The sequence below is a fragment of the Shewanella sp. genome, from assembly GCF_047975355.1.
GTDB lineage: Bacteria > Pseudomonadota > Gammaproteobacteria > Enterobacterales > Shewanellaceae > Shewanella.
The window spans coordinates 1-20,031 of sequence record NZ_JBKEDJ010000085.1; the positions used below are offsets into that span (position 1 = coordinate 1).

Below are 20,031 nucleotides of genomic sequence, written 5' to 3' on the forward strand. Positions count from 1 at the left end.
GCAGTTAACAGCGCAACTTGAACTTCAGTTGAACCAGTGTCGTTTGCGCCACGGCCAAATTCAGCCAGGATCTTTGCTTTCGCTTCAGTACTTAGTGACATGTGTCTCTCCAAATATAAAATGTGAATCTCTAGCCGATCACTAACTCAGCCAGAGGGCGCGCTATTCTACCCATAATCCTTGGCGCGCGCAATAAATGCGATGGATTAATAACCCAAGATAATCAATTAAGATGCTTTAGCTTGGTCGTGGATCACGACTAAGCGCTTAGGCGCCAATAAGCCATCTTCGTTCATCTCGCCAATTCCGACGAAACGACGCTCAGTGCCCAACGTAATGCGCACCAATTTATCTGCAACTAGACCAGAGACTCGTACTGCCTGACCTTGCATAAGGTAAGCTGCGCTCGCATCAGGCACATTCACCTCTGGAAAGTCAGCAACCGCCGTATCCATGGGTAACAGTAGCGAGTCCAACAAGCTACTTGGGTCAAGCTGCTCCTCCTGCGCCTTAGCGACTAAGGCTTCGAGTTGCTCCAGGGTAACCATTTTGTCGTAGGGATAATGCGCAACTTGAGTACGACGCAACATAATCACATGGGCGCCACAACCGAGCATTTCACCTAAATCATCGATGATGGTGCGAATATAAGTGCCCTTAGAGCAATGAATGTCTAAGGTCAGCTCATCGCCTTCTAAGCTGATGAAGTTCAGTTCAAAGACAGTGATTGGACGAGCCTCACGCGGCACTTCAATCCCCTCGCGGGCATACTTATACAAGGGCTGGCCTTGGAATTTCAGCGCCGAATACATGGATGGCACTTGCTGGGTATCACCGCGGAAATGCTCCAAGGCGGAAATTAACTGTGCCTCTGTAAATTCGAGCGGGCGTGTTTGCACGACTTCACCGTCTGAGTCACTGGTATCTGTGCGTTGTCCTAGTTTTGCCGTGACCAGATAACGCTTATCCGAATCCAGCAAATGCTGCGAAAACTTAGTCGCTTCACCTAAACAGATTGGCAGCATGCCAGTTGCCAGCGGATCGAGTGCACCCGTATGCCCTGCTTTGTTGGCATTAAAAAAGCGCTTTACTCGTTGTAATGCAAAGTTGGAGCTCATGCCTGTAGCTTTGTCCAACAATACAATACCGTCAATAAAGCGGCCCTTTGAACGTCTCGCCATTACGCTTTACCTTCGGTGTCATCACCTGAGTCGATGTCATTCTCTGTCACATCGTCGGCATTACCAAACTGCTGTTGCTTGGCTTTATCGCTGTTGATGACTTGGCTAACGAGGTTAGACATACGCATACCTTCAACCAATGAACTGTCATACACGAAACGGATTTCAGGCATGACACGCAGCTTCATGCGGCCTGCAACTAAAGTACGAATATAAGGTGCTGCAGCAATCAAGGCGTTCAGCTTTTCTTGAACCAGCTCTTTGTCTTCTTCAAAGAAAGTCACAAATACCTTGGCATAACTTAAATCGCGGGACACATCGACGTCATTAACGGTTACAAAACCAATACGGGGATCTTTCATGTCGCGTTGTAACACAACAGCCAGCTCTTGCTGCAACTGCTGGCCTATGCGACGTGTACGACTGAATTCTTTTGCCATAATAGAGTTACCATAGCTAATGTATTAAATTGAAAGGGCGGCTAATGCCGCCCTCTTTATCGTTACAGTGTACGTGCCACTTCGACGGTTTCAAATACTTCGATTTGGTCACCCACGCGGACATCGTTGTAGTTCTTAACACCGATACCACATTCCATGCCGTTGCGAACTTCGTTAACGTCGTCTTTAAAGCGACGTAGCGATTCGAGTTCACCTTCGAAGATCACCACGTTATCACGCAGTACGCGGATTGGTGCGCTGCGCTTGATGGTACCTTCAGTCACCATACAACCGGCAATTGCGCCCAGTTTTGGTGACTTGAACACGTCACGTACTTCAGCTAGACCGATAATCTGTTGTTTGAATTCTGGTGACAACATACCTGTCATCGCCGCTTTCACTTCATCAATCAGATTATAGATAACGCTGTAGTAACGCAGGTCAACACTTTCGCTTTCGATAGTCTTACGCGCCTGAGCATCGGCACGGACGTTAAAGCCAACCATAATCGCGTTAGAAGCCGCAGCTAAAGTTGCGTCGGTTTCGGTCAGAGCGCCTACACCGCGAGCAATGATGTTCACTTTCACTTCGTCGGTAGACAGACCCATTAAGGAGTCGGTAATCGCTTCGAGTGAACCTTGAACGTCAGCCTTCAGAACGATATTCAGTTCCTTCACTTCGCCTTCGGTCATGTTCGCGAACATGTTTTCTAGCTTAGACTTCTGCTGACGAGCTAATTTCACGTCACGGAACTTGCCTTGACGATACAGGGCAACTTCGCGCGCCTTACGTTCGTCACGTACAACAGTTGCTTCATCACCGGCTGATGGCACACCTGAAAGACCTAAAATCTCAACAGGGATTGATGGGCCCGCTTCAGTGATTGAACGACCGTTCTCGTCTTTCATCGCACGGATTTTACCGTACTCTAAACCACACAGAACGATATCGCCTTGGCGTAATGTACCTTCTTGAACCAGAATCGTTGCCACAGGGCCGCGACCTTTATCCAGTTGCGATTCGATAACCACACCAGCAGCCATGCCATCGCGAACGGCTTTAAGCTCAAGAACTTCCGCTTGCAGCAGAATGCCTTCGAGTAAGTCGTCAACACCCGCACCTGTCTTAGCAGATACGAAGGCGAACATGTTGTCACCGCCCCAATCTTCAGACATGACGCCGTGCTGCGCTAATTCGCTCTTAACGCGGTCGATGTCTGCTTCTGGTTTGTCCATCTTGTTGACAGCAACAATCAATGGCACGTTACCAGCTTTAGCATGTTGAATCGCTTCGATGGTTTGTGGCATTACGCCGTCATCAGCAGCAACAACCAGTACAACGATGTCAGTCGCCTTAGCACCACGGGCACGCATTGCGGTAAACGCGGCGTGACCTGGGGTATCTAAGAAGGTAATCATGCCGTTATCGGTCTCAACATGGTATGCACCAATATGCTGAGTAATACCACCTGCCTCACCCGCAGCCACTTTCGCGCGGCGGATATAGTCGAGCAGCGACGTTTTACCGTGGTCAACGTGACCCATGATGGTCACAACAGGTGCACGAGGTTCAAGCTTCACACCACCTTCTTCGTCACGCTCAGACAGTACTTGCTGTTCTAATTCGTTTTCACGGATCAGTACGACTTTGTGGCCCATTTCTTCGGCAACTAATTGGGCGGTTTCTTGATCTAACACTTGGTTGATCGTCACCATTGAGCCCATCTTCATCATTTGCTTGATGATTTCAGTCGCTTTAACCGCCATTAAGTGGGCAAGTTCTGCCACAGTCACAGTTTCACCGATACGCACATCACGGTTAACAGCAGCAACAGGCTTATTGAAGCCATGAGCCATTGATTCTGGCGCAGTGCTGCGGTTACGCATGTGTTTTTCGCGACCATCACGGGCATCTTTACCACCACGTTTGGTCTTGGCGGTATTTTTGTTACGCGCACGACGGCCACGTTTTTCTTCATCCATATCCGATGAATCTTCAGCGGCACGAGCCACTTTAGACGTGGTGATATGGTGATCGCTGTAACGTTCGGCTTCTAAACGTTGACGCTCTTCTTCGGCCCAACGCTTAGAGTTTTCTTCTGCTAACAAACGCGCTTTTTCAGCCGCTTTCGCCGCTTCTTCGTCTTGCTTACGCTTAGTCGCTTCCGCTTGTACCGCTTTTAAACGCTCAGCTTCTACACGAGCCGCTTCAGCTTCTGGCGATAGTTCTTTGGTGACTTTGACTTCAGCCGCCGCTTTTGCCTTAGCTTTTGCTTCAGCTTCTGCCTTGGCTTTCGCTTCGGCTTCCGCTTTGGCCTTAGCTTCAGCTTCCGCCTTGGCTTTCGCTTCGGCTTCCGCTTTGGCCTTAGCTTCGGCTTCTGCCTTGGCTTTGGCTTCTTCTTCAGCCTTCAGAACCGCGTCATTCGCATCACGCTTAACAAAAGTACGAGTTTTACGCACTTCTACTTTAACGTCTTTAGATTGACCACCATTACCAGCCACGCTCAGGGTCGATACGGTTTTACGTTGTAGCGTCATTTTGGTCGGTGCATTATCGCCACCATGTTGTTTCTTGAGATAATCCAGTAACTGCTGCTTCTCAGCTTCAGACACGTTATCTGTATGGCCTTTCTTAATTCCGGCCTGAGAGAATTGCTCAATCAGACGTTCAACACTTTTACCCACTTCCGTGGCCAATTTCTCTACGGTAGTATCTGCCATCAGTTAAATCCCCCTGTTGATCGACTTATGCTTCTTCGCCAAACCAACAGATGTTGCGGGCAGCCATGATCAGCTCACCTGCTTTTTCTTCTGTCAATTCTTCAATTTCGATCAAATCATCAATGCCTTGTTCAGCCAAGTCTTCTAGAGTCACGATACCTTTGCTTGCTAAAACATAGGCTAAGTGTCTTTCAACACCTTCAAGTGCTAATAACTCTTCACTTGGCTCCACACCATCTAGTGCTTCTTCAGATGCGAGCGCTCTTGTCGAGATCGCAGCCTTTGCACGTTCACGTAACGCTTCAACGATATCCTCATCGAAGCCGTCAATTGCTAATAATTCTGACACAGGCACATAAGCAACTTCTTCTAATGAAGTGAAACCTTCGTCAGCCAGTACTTGTGCAAAATCTTCATCTACATCCAGAGATTTCATGAATAAGCTCTTCACCTTGGCACTTTCGGCTTGGTGTTTCTTGTTCATGTCTTCTACTGTCATCACGTTCAGCTCCCAGCCAGTCAACTGAGTCGCTAAACGCACGTTTTGACCATTGCGACCAATGGCCTGAGCTAAACTTTCCGCTTCAACGGCGATATCCATTGAGTGGTTGTCTTCATCAACGATGATAGAAGCCACATCGGCAGGCGCCATTGCGTTGATCACATATTGTGCTGGATTGTCATCCCACAATACGATATCCACACGCTCACCACCGAGTTCATTCGATACTGCTTGCACACGTGCACCACGCATACCAACGCAAGCACCGATTGGATCGATACGACGGTCATTTGATTTCACCGCGATCTTAGCGCGAGCACCTGGGTCACGGGCAGCGCCCATCACTTCAATCAGCTCATCGGCAATTTCTGGTACTTCTACGCGGAACAGCTCAATCAGCATGTCAGGCTTAGTGCGGGTTAAGAACAACTGCGCACCACGAGCTTCAGGACGTACTGAATAAAGCAGTGCACGAACGCGGTCACCTGGACGGAAAGATTCGCGAGAAATTAAATCTTCACGGAACAACACGCCGTCAGCGTTGTTGCCTAAGTCAACGACTACGCTTTCACGGGTGGCTTTTTTCACTACACCAGTGATCAGCTCGCCTTCTTTATCTTGAAACTGTTCAACCACTTGTGCACGCTCGGCTTCGCGTACTTTTTGTACGATCACTTGCTTAGCGGTTTGCGTGGTAATACGGTCGAAGGCCACAGATTCGATCTGATCTTCAATGTAATCACCAGGTTGGATTTCTGGGTTTTCAAAACGCGCAGCTTCCAAGGTGATTTCGCGATATGGATTTTCTAACGCAACACCGTTGTCGTCGATCACCATCCAACGGCGGAAAGTTTCATAGGCGCCAGTTTTACGATCGATAGCAACACGAACGTCAATATCACCTTCGTATTTTTTCTTGGTAGCAGTTGCCAGAGCAGTCTCTAGCGCTTCAAAAATTTTCTCGCGTGGAACGGCCTTTTCATTTGAAACCGCCTCAGCGACTAGCAGAATCTCTTTATTCATTTCGTCTTGCCTCGTTCACCTTGAAACCATCAAAACTTAGCGATGATGTTGCCTTTACGGATATTATCCAAGGCGACAACCAGCTCTTTACCATTCACATTTAGCGACAACATTTGGCCGTCAACCTGTGTAATGGCGCCTTTTAAATTACGACTGCCCGCGACGGGCATAGTCAGTTGAAGCTTGACATCCTCGCCGACATAAGCCGCATATTGCTCAGCAGTAAATAAGGGTCTATCTACGCCTGGCGAAGAAACCTCTAAGGTATATTCAGTAGAAATTGGGTCTTCAACATCGAGCACAGCACTGACTTGGCGACTTACGTTGGCACAATCTTCGATATTGATGCCATTCTCACCATCAATGAACACACGCAGGATTGAATGTTTACCCGCTTGTACATATTCAATGCCCCAAAGTTGGAAGCCGAGAGCTTCCACAGGCACTGTGAGCATGTCTGCCAGTCTGGATTCTAATGTTGCCAAAATTGACCCCCGAAAAAACAAAAAAGGGCTTAATAGCCCTAGTAAAACGCCGTAAAAGATACGACAAATTTAAAAGTCCCAGACAACAAAAAACCCCGTAATGACGAGGTTATTAGCTTCAAGAACCTGTAAACCATAATGAATTATACAACATTCATTACTAGGAGCTGGTTGCGGGGGCCGGATTTGAACCGACGACCTTCGGGTTATGAGCCCGACGAGCTACCAAGCTGCTCCACCCCGCGTCAACTGTGTGCAAGTATATTGACTATCGTCTTTGCTTGCAATAACTAAGTCAGCGCTTGTTTCGTCTCACTTAGTCATATTATGGTGCCGAGAGCGGGACTTGAACCCGCACGTCCGTTAGGACACAGCCACCTCAAGGCTGCGCGTCTACCAATTTCACCACCTCGGCGACACCTTTGACTAGTCAGGAATTTTCGTTTCTGACTTTTCGGTTGCTTGATCAACTGGTTGAGTAACCTGTTCATCAGAACCTAAATTTTTCCATGCATCTTCATTCTTTGCGTGGTTTGCACTTAAGTTGCCAATCAGCAGACTTAACGTGAAAAACGCAATGGCCAGAATAGCCGTTGTACGTGTCAGGAAGTTACCTGAACCGCTTGAACCGAATAAGGTACCTGATGCACCGGCGCCAAATGAGGCCCCCATGTCAGCTCCTTTACCTTGCTGGATTAAGATCAGGCCAATTAAACCCAATGCAACCAACAAGTAAACAACCACTAAAACTTCATACATATTATGCGCTCATCGCTATGGTACACAGACTTAAAAACTCGGTAGAGTTTAAACTGGCACCGCCAATCAGTCCACCATCAACATCAGGTTGGGCAAATAAATCTGCCGCGTTACTCGGTGTCACACTGCCACCGTACAAAATCCTGATATTTTCTCCGATAAACGGAGACACTTCAGAGAGACGCTTACGTATAAACGCATGAACTTCTTGTGCCTGCTCTGGTGTCGCGCTCTTACCAGTCCCTACAGCCCATAACGGCTCGTAAGCGATAATGGCGTTATCAAAAGCCATAGTGCCATTTTTCTGGATCACTATATCCAACTCTTCCGCAATCACCTCGAAGGTACGTCTTGCTTCACGTGCTGGACCCGACTCACCCACACACAATATGGGGGTTAGACCGTGCTTTTGTGCAGCGGCGAATTTCTCCGCTACGATATTACTCGTCTCTCCGTACATACGGCGACGTTCTGAATGCCCGATAATTACATATCGACACCCGCAATCTTTAAGCATCTGGCCCGAAACTTCTCCGGTATAAGCGCCAAAGTCATGCTGACTTAAATTCTGAGCGCCCATCCTAACAAGTGAACCGTCTAACGCTTCCTTGTTTGCTTCTAGCAGTTGCCTTACGCTTTCTAGATAGATAGAAGGCGGGCATAAAACCACTTCAGCTGAATCATTTTGGAGCTTTGAGGCAAATTTCTTGAACAACTCTTGTGCTAATGCCGCACTGCCGTTCATCTTCCAATTGCCAGCTACCATAGGACGTCTGAGTGCCATCACTGTCTCCTCTGAAAGCGGCGTGAATAATAGCGAACCACTTATTAAGTTACAATAGCTAAATTCGAAATTTTTCAGATATCAGGTTGGAATGCTTACTTTTTACACACCAAACCCTATTCTTGCTCATTAATGCAGCTAACACCTTCATTTTTAATCGGTATCAGCTGCACTCGACTAAAGATTAGTTTGATTAGCTCGCCGATTTTACCGCATCTGCAATCAAATTGGCGTGCGCTAACACAGTATTGTGATCATCACCTTCAACCATCACACGAATTAACGGTTCAGTACCGGATTTACGTAGCAATACGCGACCTCGGGCACCCAGTTGCGATTCAACCAAAGCCTGAGCAGCTTTGACTTTATCTGAGTTTAATGGATCCAGGCCGCCCTCAAAACGCACATTCACTAACACCTGTGGCAGCATTTCTATAGGTGCAGTGAGTTGCTCTAGAGTGGCATTTTGCCGACGCATAGCAGCAAGAACCAAGATACCCGCCACAATACCATCGCCGGTCGTGCCATGATCGAGGTTAAGAATATGGCCCGAGTTTTCACCGCCGATGCGCCAATCGAGTTCTTTCAGTAACTCCATCACATAACGGTCACCCACTTTAGAGCGAGCAAAAGGAATATCTAAGGCTTGCAGGGCTAAATCGAGACCTAAGTTAGACATGAGCGTCCCGACAACACCACCACGCAGCACGCCACGGGCTTTAGCATCACAGGCCAGAATATAGAGGATTTGGTCGCCGTCGATGACTTCACCGCGGCTGTTGACCATCATAATTCGGTCACCGTCACCATCAAGCGCAATCCCTAAATCGGCGCCTTCGGTTAATACGGTTTCGCAAATTTTCGCCATGGACGTTGCGCCCACTTTGTCATTGATGTTTACGCCGTTAGGCTTATCACCGATAGCAATGACTTCGGCGCCTAATTCACGAAATACCGCAGGCGCTATGTGGTAAGTCGCGCCATGGGCACAATCCACCACAATTTTTAACCCTGTTAGGGTTTGATCCGCTGGGAAGTTACCCTTGCAGTATTCGATATAACGGCCTCGGGCATCTTCAATACGTGACACTTTGCCCAATAGATGTGATTCAACACACTCTAAAGGCTTCTCTAGCTCGGCTTCAATTTCAAGCTCTAGGTTATCGTCGAGTTTGCTGCCATCGGTTGAGAAAAATTTAATGCCGTTATCGTAGTAAGGATTGTGGGACGCACTGATCACCACCCCCGCTTCGGCGCGAAATGTACGAGTGAGATATGCCACCGCTGGCGTTGGCATTGGCCCCATTAACATTACATTGAGGCCGGCTGCCGATAAACCCGCCTCTAACGCAGACTCAAACATATAACCCGAAATACGGGTATCTTTACCAATAATCACTTTTTTCGTGCCGCTACGGGATAACACCCGCCCAGCAGCCCAACCCAACTTTAATGCCAGCTCGGGAGTCATCTGGCCTGAACCTACCTTGCCACGAATGCCATCGGTTCCAAAAAATTTACGTTCGCTCATTATTTCCCCACAAACTTCAATGTGTCCCTTCGATTGGGATCATAATATTAATGAAATACTTAACAAAAATAGCCTTTATAGATATGCCTGTGTCGCTTGCAACACTTTCAGCATATCAACAGTTTCAGGGACATCATGGACACGAATAATATGAGCCCCTTTCTGGGCCGCTATCATGGCGCCAGCAAGACTCCCAGCTAGACGTTCAGAGGTCGGTCTAGCAAGGAGGTTACCTATCATGCTCTTACGGGATAAACCTATCAATATCGGCAGTTCGAACTGCTCAAAACTCTCTAACTTCGCCAGCAGTTCATAGTTATGTTCTAAGGTTTTACCAAAGCCAAAACCCGGGTCGATTAATAATCGTTCGCGCGAGATCCCCGCCTCGAGACAAGCTTGAATACGTTCATTCAAAAACTCAGAGACATCGGCGACAACGTCCTGGTATTCTGGCGCAGTTTGCATACTGCGCGGCGCGCCCTGCATGTGCATCAAGCAAATGGGCACATTTAGCTGCGCGGCGGTCACTAACGCCCCTGGCTCCAATAACGCACGCACATCGTTGATTAAATGCGCACCAGCATTCACCGCTTGGCGCATTACTTCTGGTTTACTAGTATCTATTGAAATCCACACATCATGGTGTTTCGAGACATATTCAACCAAGGGGATCGCTCGTGCGAGTTCATCCTCAACACTCACATCGGCTGCACCCGGCCTTGTTGACTCACCACCGATGTCAATGATTAGCGCCCCTTGAGCGACCATCTCATCGGCATGCTGGCAGGCTAATTCAAAGGAAGAGAACTTTCCACCGTCGGAAAAAGAATCTGGAGTGACATTCAGAATGCCCATCACTACGGGCGAAGCTAAGGATAAGCGTTTGGTTCCAGCAATTAATTCAAACACGCATTGACTCCATATGGGACAGCTTGCTAGCGCGTTTCATCCGTTTACTGCGCTGGTTCATTCATGTGACTGATTTATATTGAATGACAGCGCAGTCAATTTTCTAGCAAGATAAAACAAGAAAACCCCTTAACGGGGTTCTCTTTCAATTAACAACCGCTACTTAACGGGTGACTCATCGGCGTCTTTCAGCTCTGCCTCAACGGGAGCGGTCTTTACCACTTCGTCGACTTTAACGGCAGGTTCACCTTTGCCATTGCCTTTGTCGTTTGAACCATTATCATCCGCTTGCCAATCGGCAGGCTGACGCACTTCACGACGGTTCATCAAATCGTCAATTTGCAGTGAGTCAATGGTTTCATACTTCATCAGCGCGTCTTTCATCGAATGCAGAATATCGATGTTATCCAGCAGAATTTGCTTAGCGCGGCCATAGTTTTTATCTATAAAGGCTTTCACCTCGGCATCGATAACCGTCGCGGTTTCATCGGACATTGCCTTGGCTTTACCCATGCTACGACCTAAGAACACTTCACCTTCTTCCTCGGCATAGAGTAATGGACCGAGTTTGTCGGAGAAGCCCCACTGGGTCACCATGTTACGGGCAATCGACGTCGCGTATTTAATGTCTTGCGAAGCACCTGTAGACACTTTTTCGCTGCCGTAGATCAGCTCTTCGGCTAAACGACCACCGTAGGCAACCGAAATCTGGCTTTCTAACTTACGACGGCTTTGGCTAATCGCATCGGCCTCAGGTAAGAAGAAGGTCACACCCAACGCACGACCACGTGGGATAATGGTCACTTTGTGCACAGGGTCATGCTCTGGCACTAAACAGCCCACAATCGCGTGTCCCGCTTCGTGGTATGCAGTCATTTCTTTCTCGGCTTCCGACATCACCATAGAACGGCGCTCAGCACCCATCATGATCTTGTCTTTAGCGCGCTCGAATTCTTCCATACCGACAACACGGCGGTTACCGCGCGCCGCAAACAGTGCAGCTTCGTTAACTAAGTTGGCTAAATCGGCACCGGAGAAACCTGGCGTACCACGAGCAATTACGCTTGCTTTGACATCTTCAGAAAGCGGCACTTTACGCATATGCACTTTAAGGATTTGCTCACGACCGCGAACGTCTGGCAGACCCACAACCACTTGACGGTCGAAACGACCTGGACGCAGCAGCGCAGAGTCCAAAACGTCTGGACGGTTGGTCGCCGCAATCACGATAATCCCTTCGTTACCTTCGAAGCCGTCCATCTCAACCAGCATTTGGTTAAGGGTTTGTTCACGCTCATCGTGACCACCACCTAAGCCTGCGCCACGTTGGCGACCTACGGCATCGATTTCGTCGATGAAGATGATACAAGGGGCTGATTTTTTCGCTTGTTCGAACATGTCACGTACGCGAGATGCACCGACACCGACGAACATTTCGACGAAGTCAGAACCTGAAATGGTAAAGAAAGGTACCTTTGACTCGCCCGCAATCGCTTTGGCCAGTAAGGTTTTACCTGTACCTGGTGGGCCAACCATGAGCACGCCCGTTGGAATACGGCCACCCAGTTTTTGGAATTTGGTTGGATCACGCAGATAATCGACCAGCTCTTTCACTTCTTCTTTGGCTTCATCACAGCCAGCAACGTCAGCAAAAGTGGTCTTGATTTGGTCTTCGCTCATCAGCTTGGCTTTGCTCTTGCCAAAGGACATAGCGCCTTTGCCACCGCCGCCCTGCATCTGGCGCATAAAGAAAATCCATACCCCAATTAGCAGCAACATCGGGAACCAAGAAATAAAGATCTGGGTTAAGAAACCCGACTCTTCGGCCTCTTGGCCTTTCATGGTGATGCCTTTACGGTCAAGATCATTAATTAAATCTTGGTCATACAGTGGCATGATGGTCGTGAATTTTTCGCCCGTGCGCTTAGAACCTTCGATAGTACGTTGGTCACTTTTCACTTCAACGCTGGCGACTTGCCCATCACGAACATTGTCTAGGAAAGTAGAATAATCCATCTTCTGCGATGACGAAGAAGAGGGGGAGTAACCCTGAAACACTGACATCAGCACAACGGCGATGACAACCCAGAGTATTAGATTTTTTGCCATGTCACTCAAATTACTAGACCTCATAAAGTCTTGCGATGATTAACGCTAGGGTACTACAACTTGTACCCTGTCGCCACAAGATAGACTTCACGGGAGCGTGCCCGCGACGAGTCCGGTTTACGTGTTTTTACTACTTTGAATGCGTCTTTTACCGCCTTCATATATTCGTCAAACCCCTCCCCCTGAAAGACTTTGACCGCAAAACTACCGTTAGGTGCCAATACTTGATGGCACATATCTAACGCCAGTTCGACTAAATACATGGCGCGCGGCTGATCGACACCATCGGAACCACTCATGTTGGGCGCCATATCAGACAATACAACGTCAACCTTATCCCCACCGACGCGAGTTAGCAATGCTTCGAGTACTTTCTCTTCACGAAAGTCCCCTTGCAAGAAATCCACGCCGACAATGGGATCCATAGGCAAAATATCACAGGCGATGACTTTACCTTTATCTCCGGTCAGCTTGACGGCCACCTGAGACCAACCACCAGGAGCCGCACCTAAGTCAACAACAGTCATACCTGGGCGGATCAATTGGTCTTTCTCTTGGAGTTCCTCAAGCTTGAACGCAGCGCGAGAACGCAATCCCCGTTTCTGTGCTAGTTTGACATAATGATCATCAAAGTGTTCCTGCATCCAACGGGTGGAACTGGCCGTACGTTTTTTACCTGACATTTAAAATCCGCAACAATTGAGAGTTACACAAGGGCTATATAAGGGTAGAATAGCGGTTTTTCAACAGTAACTCAGCAAAAGTTGGTAGAAATGAACTTAACAACCAAACAAAAACAGCATTTAAAAGGTCTGGCGCACAATTTAAAGCCAGTGGTGCTGCTTGGTGCCAATGGATTGACTGAAGGTGTACTCGCTGAAATTGAAAGCGCACTCGCTTATCATGAATTGATTAAAGTGAAAGTAGCCTCTGCCGACAGAGAGCTAAAAAATGCCATCGTTGATGCCATAGTACGTGAAACTCAATCTGCAAAAGTGCAACTTATTGGTCATATTCTGGTGATTTATCGTCAATCGCCTGAAATGAAAATTGCCCTGCCAAGAGCTAAGTAATTTTCCAGCCTTAAACAAAACGGCCACTCAAGCGAGTGGCCGTTTTGTTTTGTACTTAAGGCGTATCTGTGATGACTTGCACTTTATAATGCTCAGGGGTTAATCCCAAAAATTCGGGCAATGAGGTGCCAACCGATATTGATGAGAAAGTACCGGTTAAGATACCGATAAACATGGCTATCGAGAATCCTTCCAACGGCCCACCACCCATAATCCACAGTGCTCCGACCGTCATTAAGGTGGTTCCCGAGGTCACCATAGTTCGGGAAAACGTCGCGACAATCGCTTGGTTGTTAATCACTTGGATAGCAAGCTCTGGTTTAGCAATCAATAATTCCCGAATGCGGTCGGCAATAATGATTGAATCGTTCAGCGAGTAACCTAAAATCGCCAGCACAGCGGCGAGCACGGTTAAATTAAACTCCATTTGGGTTAATGAGAAAAAGGCGAGCACAAAAATCACGTCGTGTACCAGTGCAAATAACGCTCCTGAGGCGAGACGCCATTCGAAACGGTAACTCAAATATCCCAAGATGCACAACATGGCTACTAACAAGGCAAGACCGCCCTGCTCCGCCAACTCTTTACCGACTTGCGGGCCAACAACACTGGTGTTTAACACTTGCACATCCCCCAGTGGCGCTAGCGTCTGCTGAATATCAACATTACTTTGTGCGGTGTCGGCATAGCGTAATACCCAACGTCCGGGCTCACTGGCCGAAATCACCGTCACCTCTTGCTGATAAGCCGCGTTCAATAAGGGTTGCAACTCGCTGCTGGTGCTCCGCCTGTCGAGCTGAACCTCAGTCACCACACCGCCTGTAAAGTCTAAGCCCCAGTTAAACCCCTTCATCCCGATGATAGTGAGTGAGGCCAGCATTAAAACGATAGAGATAGCGCTCGAAATATAGCGCCATTTAGTCAGATTGATATTCTTCATAGTTATACCCTCACATGGCGGCGCGCATCACGCCCATACACTAGGTTGATTAAGGCTCTTGAGGCAAAAATACCGGTAAACATACTGGTCAACAGACCTAAACCTAAAGTCAAGGCAAAGCCTTGGATGGGACCATTACCGATGGAATAGAGCACAACCGCGGTGATCATTGTGGTGAAGTTAGCGTCAAAAATGGTTGAAAACGCACTGTCAAAGCCAGTATCTATAGCAAGGGCAAAACTGCGCCCCTCTTTTAACTTGTCTTTAATCCGCTCGAAGATCAGTACGTTGGTATCGACCGCCATGCCGACCGTTAACACCAGACCGGCGATGCCGGGCAATGTCAATACCGCGCCGGGGATCAGTGCCAGCAAACCAAAAAGGATCACCATGTTAGCAATCAAGGCCACATTGGCCACCCAACCAAGACGGCGGTACCAGAGCGCCATAAACAGCAAGGTAATTCCCATGCCAAGGCCGAGCGCAGCAAAACCGTTTTGAATGTTTTCGGCACCAAGGGTTGGGCCAATAGTGCGCTCTTCAACAATGGTCACGGGCGCCGTCATTGAGCCCGCACGTAGCAGCAGCGCTAATTGCTGCGCCTCTTGATAGGTGCCTGCGCCCGTAATTCTAAAGCGATCTCCTAGCTGTGATTGAATGGTCGCGACACTGATAATCTCTTGGGTTTGCTTAGCTTTGCCCTGCTCATCTCGGCTATATTCGCTGTAGGATGTTGCCATCGGCTTACCGATATTGGCGCGGGAGAACTCCGACATTTTTTGGCCGCCGATACGGTCGAGGTGAATGTTCACTTCGGCCATGCCCATTTCGCCAATATTGGCGCGGGCATCGACAATATGGTCGCCGCCCAATACCGGCGTACGGGCCACATAAACAGGATTGCCTGTTTTATCCTTCAGCACCTGCGCGTTCACAGAACCCGATTCTTTGACTTCAAAAAAGGCCAGGCCTGCAGTCGCACCAATCACGTTTTTAGCGGCGGCCGGGTCTTGGACACCGGGCAGTTCGATACGAATACGGTGTTCCCCCTGACGCTGTACTAAAGCCTCAGTGATGCCCAACTCCTCAATCCGGCTACGCATAATTTGCAGGTTTTGCTGCACGGTTAAATTACGTAACTTGATTTGTTCTTCTTGAGCGAGTTTTACCACTAAGCCATTATCCGTATTGGTTAATTGCCAAGTCGGATAGCTTTGCTGCATAAACTGGCGAATGGCTGAGCGCGCATTATTGGCAGATTGAGCCGCGTCATTAAATGCAATTGCGATTTGCAATCCTGCATCATCGCGCGTGCTATCAAAACGCACACTGGCGCCGCGAATTTGCTGTTCACGCAAAAACAGCCTAAGGGACTCCACTAACGCATCGGCTTGGGCTTGATAGACAGGCTGCACATCCACATCGAGCAAAAATTGCACCCCACCGCGTAAATCGAGCCCGAGTTTAATCGGTTCAAAGCCCATATTTTGCAGCCAACTTGGCGCGGCACTCACCAGTGCCAGCGTAAGCTCTTTCGGCTCACTCACCATGGATGACACTAAGATCTTCACCAAGGTTTGCTCGCTGTCATCATTGAGCACGATAAGGGTTTGCCCGTCTTCTGAACTGTTGGCACTGCCATGTTGGGCATGCTTAACTTCGATACGTTTAACGTCAACGCCCTCTGCCTTTAATTTATCCCGCAGTTCAACGGGGGTTAAATTAAGCCCCGCTTTAGCGCCCACCTGCACGGCGGCATCTTCTCCATACCAAGTCGGTAAGGCGCTAAATAACATCACGATAATCGTGACGATAAGCACAACGTATTTCCAAGCTGAATAATGATTTAGCAGCTTTTTACTCTGAATTTTATCCATAGATATCACTCGCATGATATTGCCCGCTCTGATAGCCAAATGCTGCGCAAATAGCGTTAATAAACATGAGCAAACAATCACTGTATGTACGGTGAAACCTGTAAACACGGCTCCCACAAGGAGTGCGCTAAGCGCTTGCAAACTCAGTGGTGATAACCGATTAAAATCCGTCTAAACCGAATGGATTTAAATCCCATGCGATTTAGTCGCACCTTCGGCGTACACACCGCAGGCTTTGATGCTAGGTTATCGGGTACAGGTTTCGGATGACAAAATGCAAAGTTAATCAAAGAAATCCCTAACGACCTCTGGTTCAGATGATGAACTCAAACGGTAGTTATGGATAAGCCTTGCTAACTTGCTACAGGGAGCGGTGAGTTAAGCGGCTTGCTGACTAAAACGATATTGGAGGTTGGAGACTTTCCAGCCGGAGATCCGCGCTGGTGAAGATTCGGCTAAGAGAGTCCAATCTGGGCGAGCATCGAGGCGAATATTTTCCCCTAATGCGGGCGCAGGCTCTGGTTCAAACTCAAAGGCCAACAGGTAAACAGGCTTCACCTCACGCATATCATGCTGAACAAGATTGATAAAACGCTGGGAGTTAACTGGAGCAAAATTAAAATCATCCGAGTGACTGACTAATTCAGGCTCGGAGCAATCGGTGGTTTGTGCCTTATCAACATCAGCACAGACAGCTTTGCTATCGCTTGCAGTCGATGGTGCCGTTGAGTGATGTGATGCAGTGTTCTCTTGCACTGAGAGTGACGGCGTATCCGCGGTAGGCGCAGTTGTTACTACCGTTTTAGGCGCCAGATGCTGTTGCTGGGCGGTTAAGCTGCGCGGCGCATAGCCACCCGCATGGGCGATCAAGATGATCGACACACAGAGTAACATTAATCCTTGGCGCCAGTGCTTAATCAAACTCAGTTCCTAAAAGGTACACGCAACCATTTACGTGATGAAATATTTGCAGAAGAAACCACGCTTTCTTGAATAGCTTTCGTAAAGAACCTTAATGAATGCATAGAAAGCTCCAAGCATGCAGCTTAGGTAACGGCCGCTTTAGAGGCAAGTTAAACTTTATCCATCTTGCGAATTTGTGCGCTGAAGATTCTGATCTTGCAGTGTTTTTGGTATAAAAAGGGCATAAAAAAAGCCGCACTAGGCGGCTTTTTTATCGGTAAACAATCGAGTATGGCGATACCAAGATTTAGATGTATTGCACCGAAATAATTTCGTAATCGGTCAAACCACCAGGGGTTGCGATCGAGACTTCATCACCTTCATTCTTGCCCACTAAACCACGGGCAATCGGAGAGTTAACCGAAATCAGGTTTTCTTTGATGTTAGCTTCATCGTCGCCCACGATACGGTAAGTCACTTCCGCATCGGTATCCAGATTGAGGATAGTCACAGTGGTACCAAAAATGATACGACCATTGTTCGCCATCTTAGTCACGTCGATGATCTGCGCGTTAGAAAGTTTGCCTTCAATGTCACGGATACGCGCTTCACAGATCCCTTGCTCTTCACGGGCAGCATGATATTCCGCGTTTTCCTTCAGATCGCCTAACTCTCTCGCTGAGGCAATCGCTTCAGTGATTTTAGGGCGACGTTCAAACTTGAGCATATCTAACTCTTTACGCAGCTGTTCTGCACCGACAACTGTCATAGGAACCTTAGTCATAACTTCTTTCGTCTCCTTTAAAACAAAAGCAACCCGTGCCGACGCTAAAGGTCAACACAGTAAAATCAGGGTGGAATTGCGCTATTCTAATCGTTATGCGCTTGGGATGCATCAAGAACTATGCACCAGTGCAGCTTACTGAAGCTCAGGCTCAGATGCTAGTGCCAAAGTATAATAGTGCGAACTTAAGTAGGAAATGCCCACAAACGAATTTGTGGGCATTGCTAATGGGGAGCATTAAAGCCTGCGCTTATTCAAGCCCAGCTTCGAAGGTCAAAAAGATTTCGCTAACTGTTTTATCTGCAAGTGATTTATCAGGACTTGGACGTTCGATTGAAGCATGCAGCAGATAACGACCGGCAGCGGGCAGCGTCATCGCCACTTTACCTTCTTTATCCGAAGTTAAACTGATTTCTTCCGGCTTGTTACGGTACAGGCTGCCATCCTTCATGATCGCCACACTCACGCCCTCGACGGGTTTACCATCGTAAACAAACTGCAGTGTTGCGGGTTCATTTTCAACGATATCAGCGGGATGGGTAATAGGCACCAATTCCAAGTATTCACCTTTCGGCGCTAATACCTTATCGGTTGGTTTGTTGCGGGTCACATAGGTTTCGACCCGCGCCACATTTAATGAACCTTTTAGCTCATAGGCATCCTTTGGCATCACGGCCGCTGTCGCTTTTTTATCGAGTCGACTACGAACCATGCCTTCTTTACCTTTGATTTTGTAAACAGAAAAGTATCTCGGCGTGACTTCTTTCTCGAACTTATAGGTACCATCTTGCAGTAATTGCACATCGAACACCGATTTACGACCACCTGTGTAGCTTGAGCTTGGGGAGCTTGGCTTACCATCGGGTAAGTACACACGCACATCGCTGGCGGTCACCGGTTTATCGTACATAAACACTTGGTTACTGGCGGACACATCAGATGTGATCCACACCGACTCTTGGCTTTCGGCCGAGACGTTATAGTGGCTAGGTAAAATCCAGCGGTCATGGCTGCTCGCCAATGGGCTGATGCAGAGCGCGCTAACGAAGGCAAGTAAACGTAGTTTCATCTTCATATCCTTTCAGTAAAGTGCAGGGCTTAGCGAGTCATACCGCTTAAGCGAATATCAATCACGCCAGTTTCAGTGGTCGCTGGTAGTTGGGCGGTAAAATCCCCCGCCGTTAAATCAATATTTTGTCTCACGAGGTCACGCCCGCCGTGCTCGCGCACCACTTCGATAAACACTGTGTAGGAGGTTGGAGTCAGCGGTTTTCCCGCATCATCCGTTAAGTCCCAATCAATTTTGTAATGGCCTGCTGGCTTGGTCGCCGAGGCGATACCGTCGACAAAACTCATATCTTCACGCCCCGCCTTTCGCCACCAACGGCGAATATCCTTAAGCCATTTATGGCCCTCGTCCCATACCCATAGGCTTAAGGTTTTAACGGTTTGGCCCTTGGCATCCTCAACCCACACAGCCACATAGGGGCGGTGATACTGGCCTTCGGTAATTTCAGGCAAGGTCAAATCAACGGTCATTTTGGGCGCGGCAAATACCGCTGAACTCACAAACAACGCACCGATGGCGCTGGTGCGAATAAGCTGACGCATCATTAATCGGTTCTCCCTATGGAACAAAATAGACATACACAAGTGCACAACCTGAGCTGACGAGCACCATATAAAACAAGGATTTTTTAAGTCGTTTCGTTTGAGGCAGCAGCAAATAGGAGCCGGTGAGTGAAAAGAGAATAATCAGCAAGGCGCAGAGATCTAACCCCCAAGCCCAGACAACCCCGGTATTGCGCCCCTTGTGCAGATCGTTCAGCACCGCAATAACGCCATAATCTAAGGTCTCAACATAGGCTTTGCCGTCGAGCAGATCTAAGGTAACGGTGCGATAGGTGCCAGGGCCTTTATTTACTAGGCTTATCTCATCCTCATCGATATCAGAAGTGCCAATATCCATATCCCACTGGCTTTTTAACCAATGCCCCGCCGCTAAACGCCA

The 20,031-nt window shown here is 48.2% G+C and carries 19 protein-coding genes, 2 tRNA genes and 1 pseudogene; 1 reads left to right on the forward strand and 21 read right to left on the reverse strand.

What is annotated here, in order from left to right; translation table 11 throughout:
• From ACK5NH_RS19095 to rlmE, 14 genes and pseudogenes are all read right to left on the reverse strand, one after another.
• Positions 1-101 (reverse strand): annotated as a pseudogene (locus tag ACK5NH_RS19095) (30S ribosomal protein S15); the annotation flags it as partial.
• A gap of 126 nt (positions 102-227) precedes the next feature.
• Positions 228-1,181 (reverse strand): tRNA pseudouridine(55) synthase TruB, encoded by a 954-nt coding sequence (gene truB, locus ACK5NH_RS19100; RefSeq protein ID WP_416922630.1) that lies wholly within the window; start codon positions 1,179-1,181, stop codon positions 228-230.
• The gene (gene rbfA / locus ACK5NH_RS19105) at positions 1,181-1,621 is read right to left on the reverse strand and encodes a 30S ribosome-binding factor RbfA (RefSeq protein WP_416922632.1); all 441 of its coding nucleotides are present in this window, start codon (positions 1,619-1,621) and stop codon (positions 1,181-1,183) included. The genes truB and rbfA overlap by 1 nt, the downstream gene beginning before the upstream one ends.
• Positions 1,622-1,683: 62 nt before the next feature.
• A complete protein-coding gene (infB, locus tag ACK5NH_RS19110; RefSeq protein ID WP_416922634.1) occupies positions 1,684-4,341 on the reverse strand; it encodes a translation initiation factor IF-2 in 2,658 nt (885 codons plus the stop codon).
• A gap of 25 nt (positions 4,342-4,366) precedes the next feature.
• Positions 4,367-5,866, reverse strand: coding sequence for a transcription termination factor NusA (gene nusA, locus ACK5NH_RS19115; RefSeq protein WP_416922636.1), 1,500 nt, complete (start codon positions 5,864-5,866; stop codon positions 4,367-4,369).
• A 29-nt stretch (positions 5,867-5,895) separates the two neighbouring features.
• The gene (gene rimP / locus ACK5NH_RS19120; RefSeq protein ID WP_416922638.1) at positions 5,896-6,351 is read right to left on the reverse strand and encodes a ribosome maturation factor RimP; all 456 of its coding nucleotides are present in this window, start codon (positions 6,349-6,351) and stop codon (positions 5,896-5,898) included.
• A 168-nt stretch (positions 6,352-6,519) separates the two neighbouring features.
• Positions 6,520-6,596, reverse strand: a tRNA-Met gene (locus tag ACK5NH_RS19125).
• An 83-nt stretch (positions 6,597-6,679) separates the two neighbouring features.
• Positions 6,680-6,766: transfer RNA gene (locus tag ACK5NH_RS19130), tRNA-Leu, on the reverse strand.
• Between the two features lie 11 nt (positions 6,767-6,777).
• Positions 6,778-7,110, reverse strand: a complete 333-nt coding sequence (gene secG / locus ACK5NH_RS19135; RefSeq protein ID WP_011625494.1) for a preprotein translocase subunit SecG — start codon at positions 7,108-7,110, stop codon at positions 6,778-6,780.
• A gap of 1 nt (position 7,111) precedes the next feature.
• Positions 7,112-7,894, reverse strand: coding sequence for a triose-phosphate isomerase (gene tpiA, locus ACK5NH_RS19140; RefSeq protein ID WP_011071430.1), 783 nt, complete (start codon positions 7,892-7,894; stop codon positions 7,112-7,114).
• Positions 7,895-8,087: 193 nt separating this feature from the next.
• Complete coding sequence (glmM, locus tag ACK5NH_RS19145; RefSeq protein WP_416922640.1) at positions 8,088-9,425, reverse strand: phosphoglucosamine mutase; 1,338 nt, start codon at positions 9,423-9,425, stop codon at positions 8,088-8,090.
• A 75-nt stretch (positions 9,426-9,500) separates the two neighbouring features.
• A complete protein-coding gene (gene folP, locus ACK5NH_RS19150) occupies positions 9,501-10,334 on the reverse strand; it encodes a dihydropteroate synthase (RefSeq protein ID WP_416922642.1) in 834 nt (277 codons plus the stop codon).
• Positions 10,335-10,493: 159 nt separating this feature from the next.
• A complete protein-coding gene (gene ftsH / locus ACK5NH_RS19155) occupies positions 10,494-12,467 on the reverse strand; it encodes an ATP-dependent zinc metalloprotease FtsH (RefSeq protein WP_164717925.1) in 1,974 nt (657 codons plus the stop codon).
• A 29-nt stretch (positions 12,468-12,496) separates the two neighbouring features.
• Positions 12,497-13,126, reverse strand: a complete 630-nt coding sequence (gene rlmE, locus ACK5NH_RS19160; protein ID WP_416922644.1) for a 23S rRNA (uridine(2552)-2'-O)-methyltransferase RlmE — start codon at positions 13,124-13,126, stop codon at positions 12,497-12,499.
• A gap of 90 nt (positions 13,127-13,216) precedes the next feature.
• Between rlmE and yhbY the strand changes: the two genes are divergently transcribed.
• A complete protein-coding gene (gene yhbY / locus ACK5NH_RS19165; protein WP_011071425.1) occupies positions 13,217-13,516 on the forward strand; it encodes a ribosome assembly RNA-binding protein YhbY in 300 nt (99 codons plus the stop codon).
• A gap of 55 nt (positions 13,517-13,571) precedes the next feature.
• Here yhbY and secF read toward each other — a convergent pair whose 3' ends face one another.
• The 7 genes from secF to ACK5NH_RS19200 all read right to left on the reverse strand — a co-directional run.
• Positions 13,572-14,456 (reverse strand): protein translocase subunit SecF, encoded by an 885-nt coding sequence (gene secF, locus ACK5NH_RS19170; RefSeq protein WP_416922646.1) that lies wholly within the window; start codon positions 14,454-14,456, stop codon positions 13,572-13,574.
• A gap of 2 nt (positions 14,457-14,458) precedes the next feature.
• Complete coding sequence (gene secD / locus ACK5NH_RS19175; RefSeq protein ID WP_416922648.1) at positions 14,459-16,333, reverse strand: protein translocase subunit SecD; 1,875 nt, start codon at positions 16,331-16,333, stop codon at positions 14,459-14,461.
• 378 nt (positions 16,334-16,711) lie between these two features.
• Positions 16,712-17,227 (reverse strand): hypothetical protein, encoded by a 516-nt coding sequence (locus ACK5NH_RS19180; RefSeq protein ID WP_416922654.1) that lies wholly within the window; start codon positions 17,225-17,227, stop codon positions 16,712-16,714.
• A 316-nt stretch (positions 17,228-17,543) separates the two neighbouring features.
• Complete coding sequence (gene greA, locus ACK5NH_RS19185) at positions 17,544-18,020, reverse strand: transcription elongation factor GreA (RefSeq protein WP_011621805.1); 477 nt, start codon at positions 18,018-18,020, stop codon at positions 17,544-17,546.
• Positions 18,021-18,270: 250 nt separating this feature from the next.
• On the reverse strand, positions 18,271-19,089 hold the full coding sequence (locus tag ACK5NH_RS19190; protein ID WP_416922650.1) for a DUF4198 domain-containing protein: 819 nt from the start codon (positions 19,087-19,089) through the stop codon (positions 18,271-18,273).
• A gap of 29 nt (positions 19,090-19,118) precedes the next feature.
• A complete protein-coding gene (locus ACK5NH_RS19195) occupies positions 19,119-19,631 on the reverse strand; it encodes a DUF2271 domain-containing protein (RefSeq protein ID WP_416922656.1) in 513 nt (170 codons plus the stop codon).
• A 16-nt stretch (positions 19,632-19,647) separates the two neighbouring features.
• On the reverse strand, positions 19,648-20,031 hold a 384-nt coding region (locus ACK5NH_RS19200; protein ID WP_416922652.1), incomplete at its 5' end, for a PepSY-associated TM helix domain-containing protein.

Excerpts from the sequence above, each read along its gene's own strand:
- truB (WP_416922630.1), bottom strand. The coding sequence starts at position 1,181 with ATGGCGAGACGTTCAAAGGGCCGCTTTATTGACGGTATTGTATTGTTG.
- rbfA (WP_416922632.1), bottom strand. The coding sequence starts at position 1,621 with ATGGCAAAAGAATTCAGTCGTACACGTCGCATAGGCCAGCAGTTGCAG.
- infB (WP_416922634.1), bottom strand. The coding sequence starts at position 4,341 with ATGGCAGATACTACCGTAGAGAAATTGGCCACGGAAGTGGGTAAAAGT.
- nusA (WP_416922636.1), bottom strand. The coding sequence starts at position 5,866 with ATGAATAAAGAGATTCTGCTAGTCGCTGAGGCGGTTTCAAATGAAAAG.
- secG (WP_011625494.1), bottom strand. The coding sequence starts at position 7,110 with ATGTATGAAGTTTTAGTGGTTGTTTACTTGTTGGTTGCATTGGGTTTA.
- tpiA (WP_011071430.1), bottom strand. The coding sequence starts at position 7,894 with ATGGCACTCAGACGTCCTATGGTAGCTGGCAATTGGAAGATGAACGGC.
- glmM (WP_416922640.1), bottom strand. The coding sequence starts at position 9,425 with ATGAGCGAACGTAAATTTTTTGGAACCGATGGCATTCGTGGCAAGGTA.
- ftsH (WP_164717925.1), bottom strand. The coding sequence starts at position 12,467 with ATGAGGTCTAGTAATTTGAGTGACATGGCAAAAAATCTAATACTCTGG.
- rlmE (WP_416922644.1), bottom strand. The coding sequence starts at position 13,126 with ATGTCAGGTAAAAAACGTACGGCCAGTTCCACCCGTTGGATGCAGGAA.
- yhbY (WP_011071425.1), top strand. The coding sequence starts at position 13,217 with ATGAACTTAACAACCAAACAAAAACAGCATTTAAAAGGTCTGGCGCAC.
- secF (WP_416922646.1), bottom strand. The coding sequence starts at position 14,456 with ATGAAGAATATCAATCTGACTAAATGGCGCTATATTTCGAGCGCTATC.
- secD (WP_416922648.1), bottom strand. The coding sequence starts at position 16,333 with ATGGATAAAATTCAGAGTAAAAAGCTGCTAAATCATTATTCAGCTTGG.
- ACK5NH_RS19180 (WP_416922654.1), bottom strand. The coding sequence starts at position 17,227 with ATGTTACTCTGTGTGTCGATCATCTTGATCGCCCATGCGGGTGGCTAT.
- greA (WP_011621805.1), bottom strand. The coding sequence starts at position 18,020 with ATGACTAAGGTTCCTATGACAGTTGTCGGTGCAGAACAGCTGCGTAAA.
- ACK5NH_RS19190 (WP_416922650.1), bottom strand. The coding sequence starts at position 19,089 with ATGAAACTACGTTTACTTGCCTTCGTTAGCGCGCTCTGCATCAGCCCA.
- ACK5NH_RS19195 (WP_416922656.1), bottom strand. The coding sequence starts at position 19,631 with ATGCGTCAGCTTATTCGCACCAGCGCCATCGGTGCGTTGTTTGTGAGT.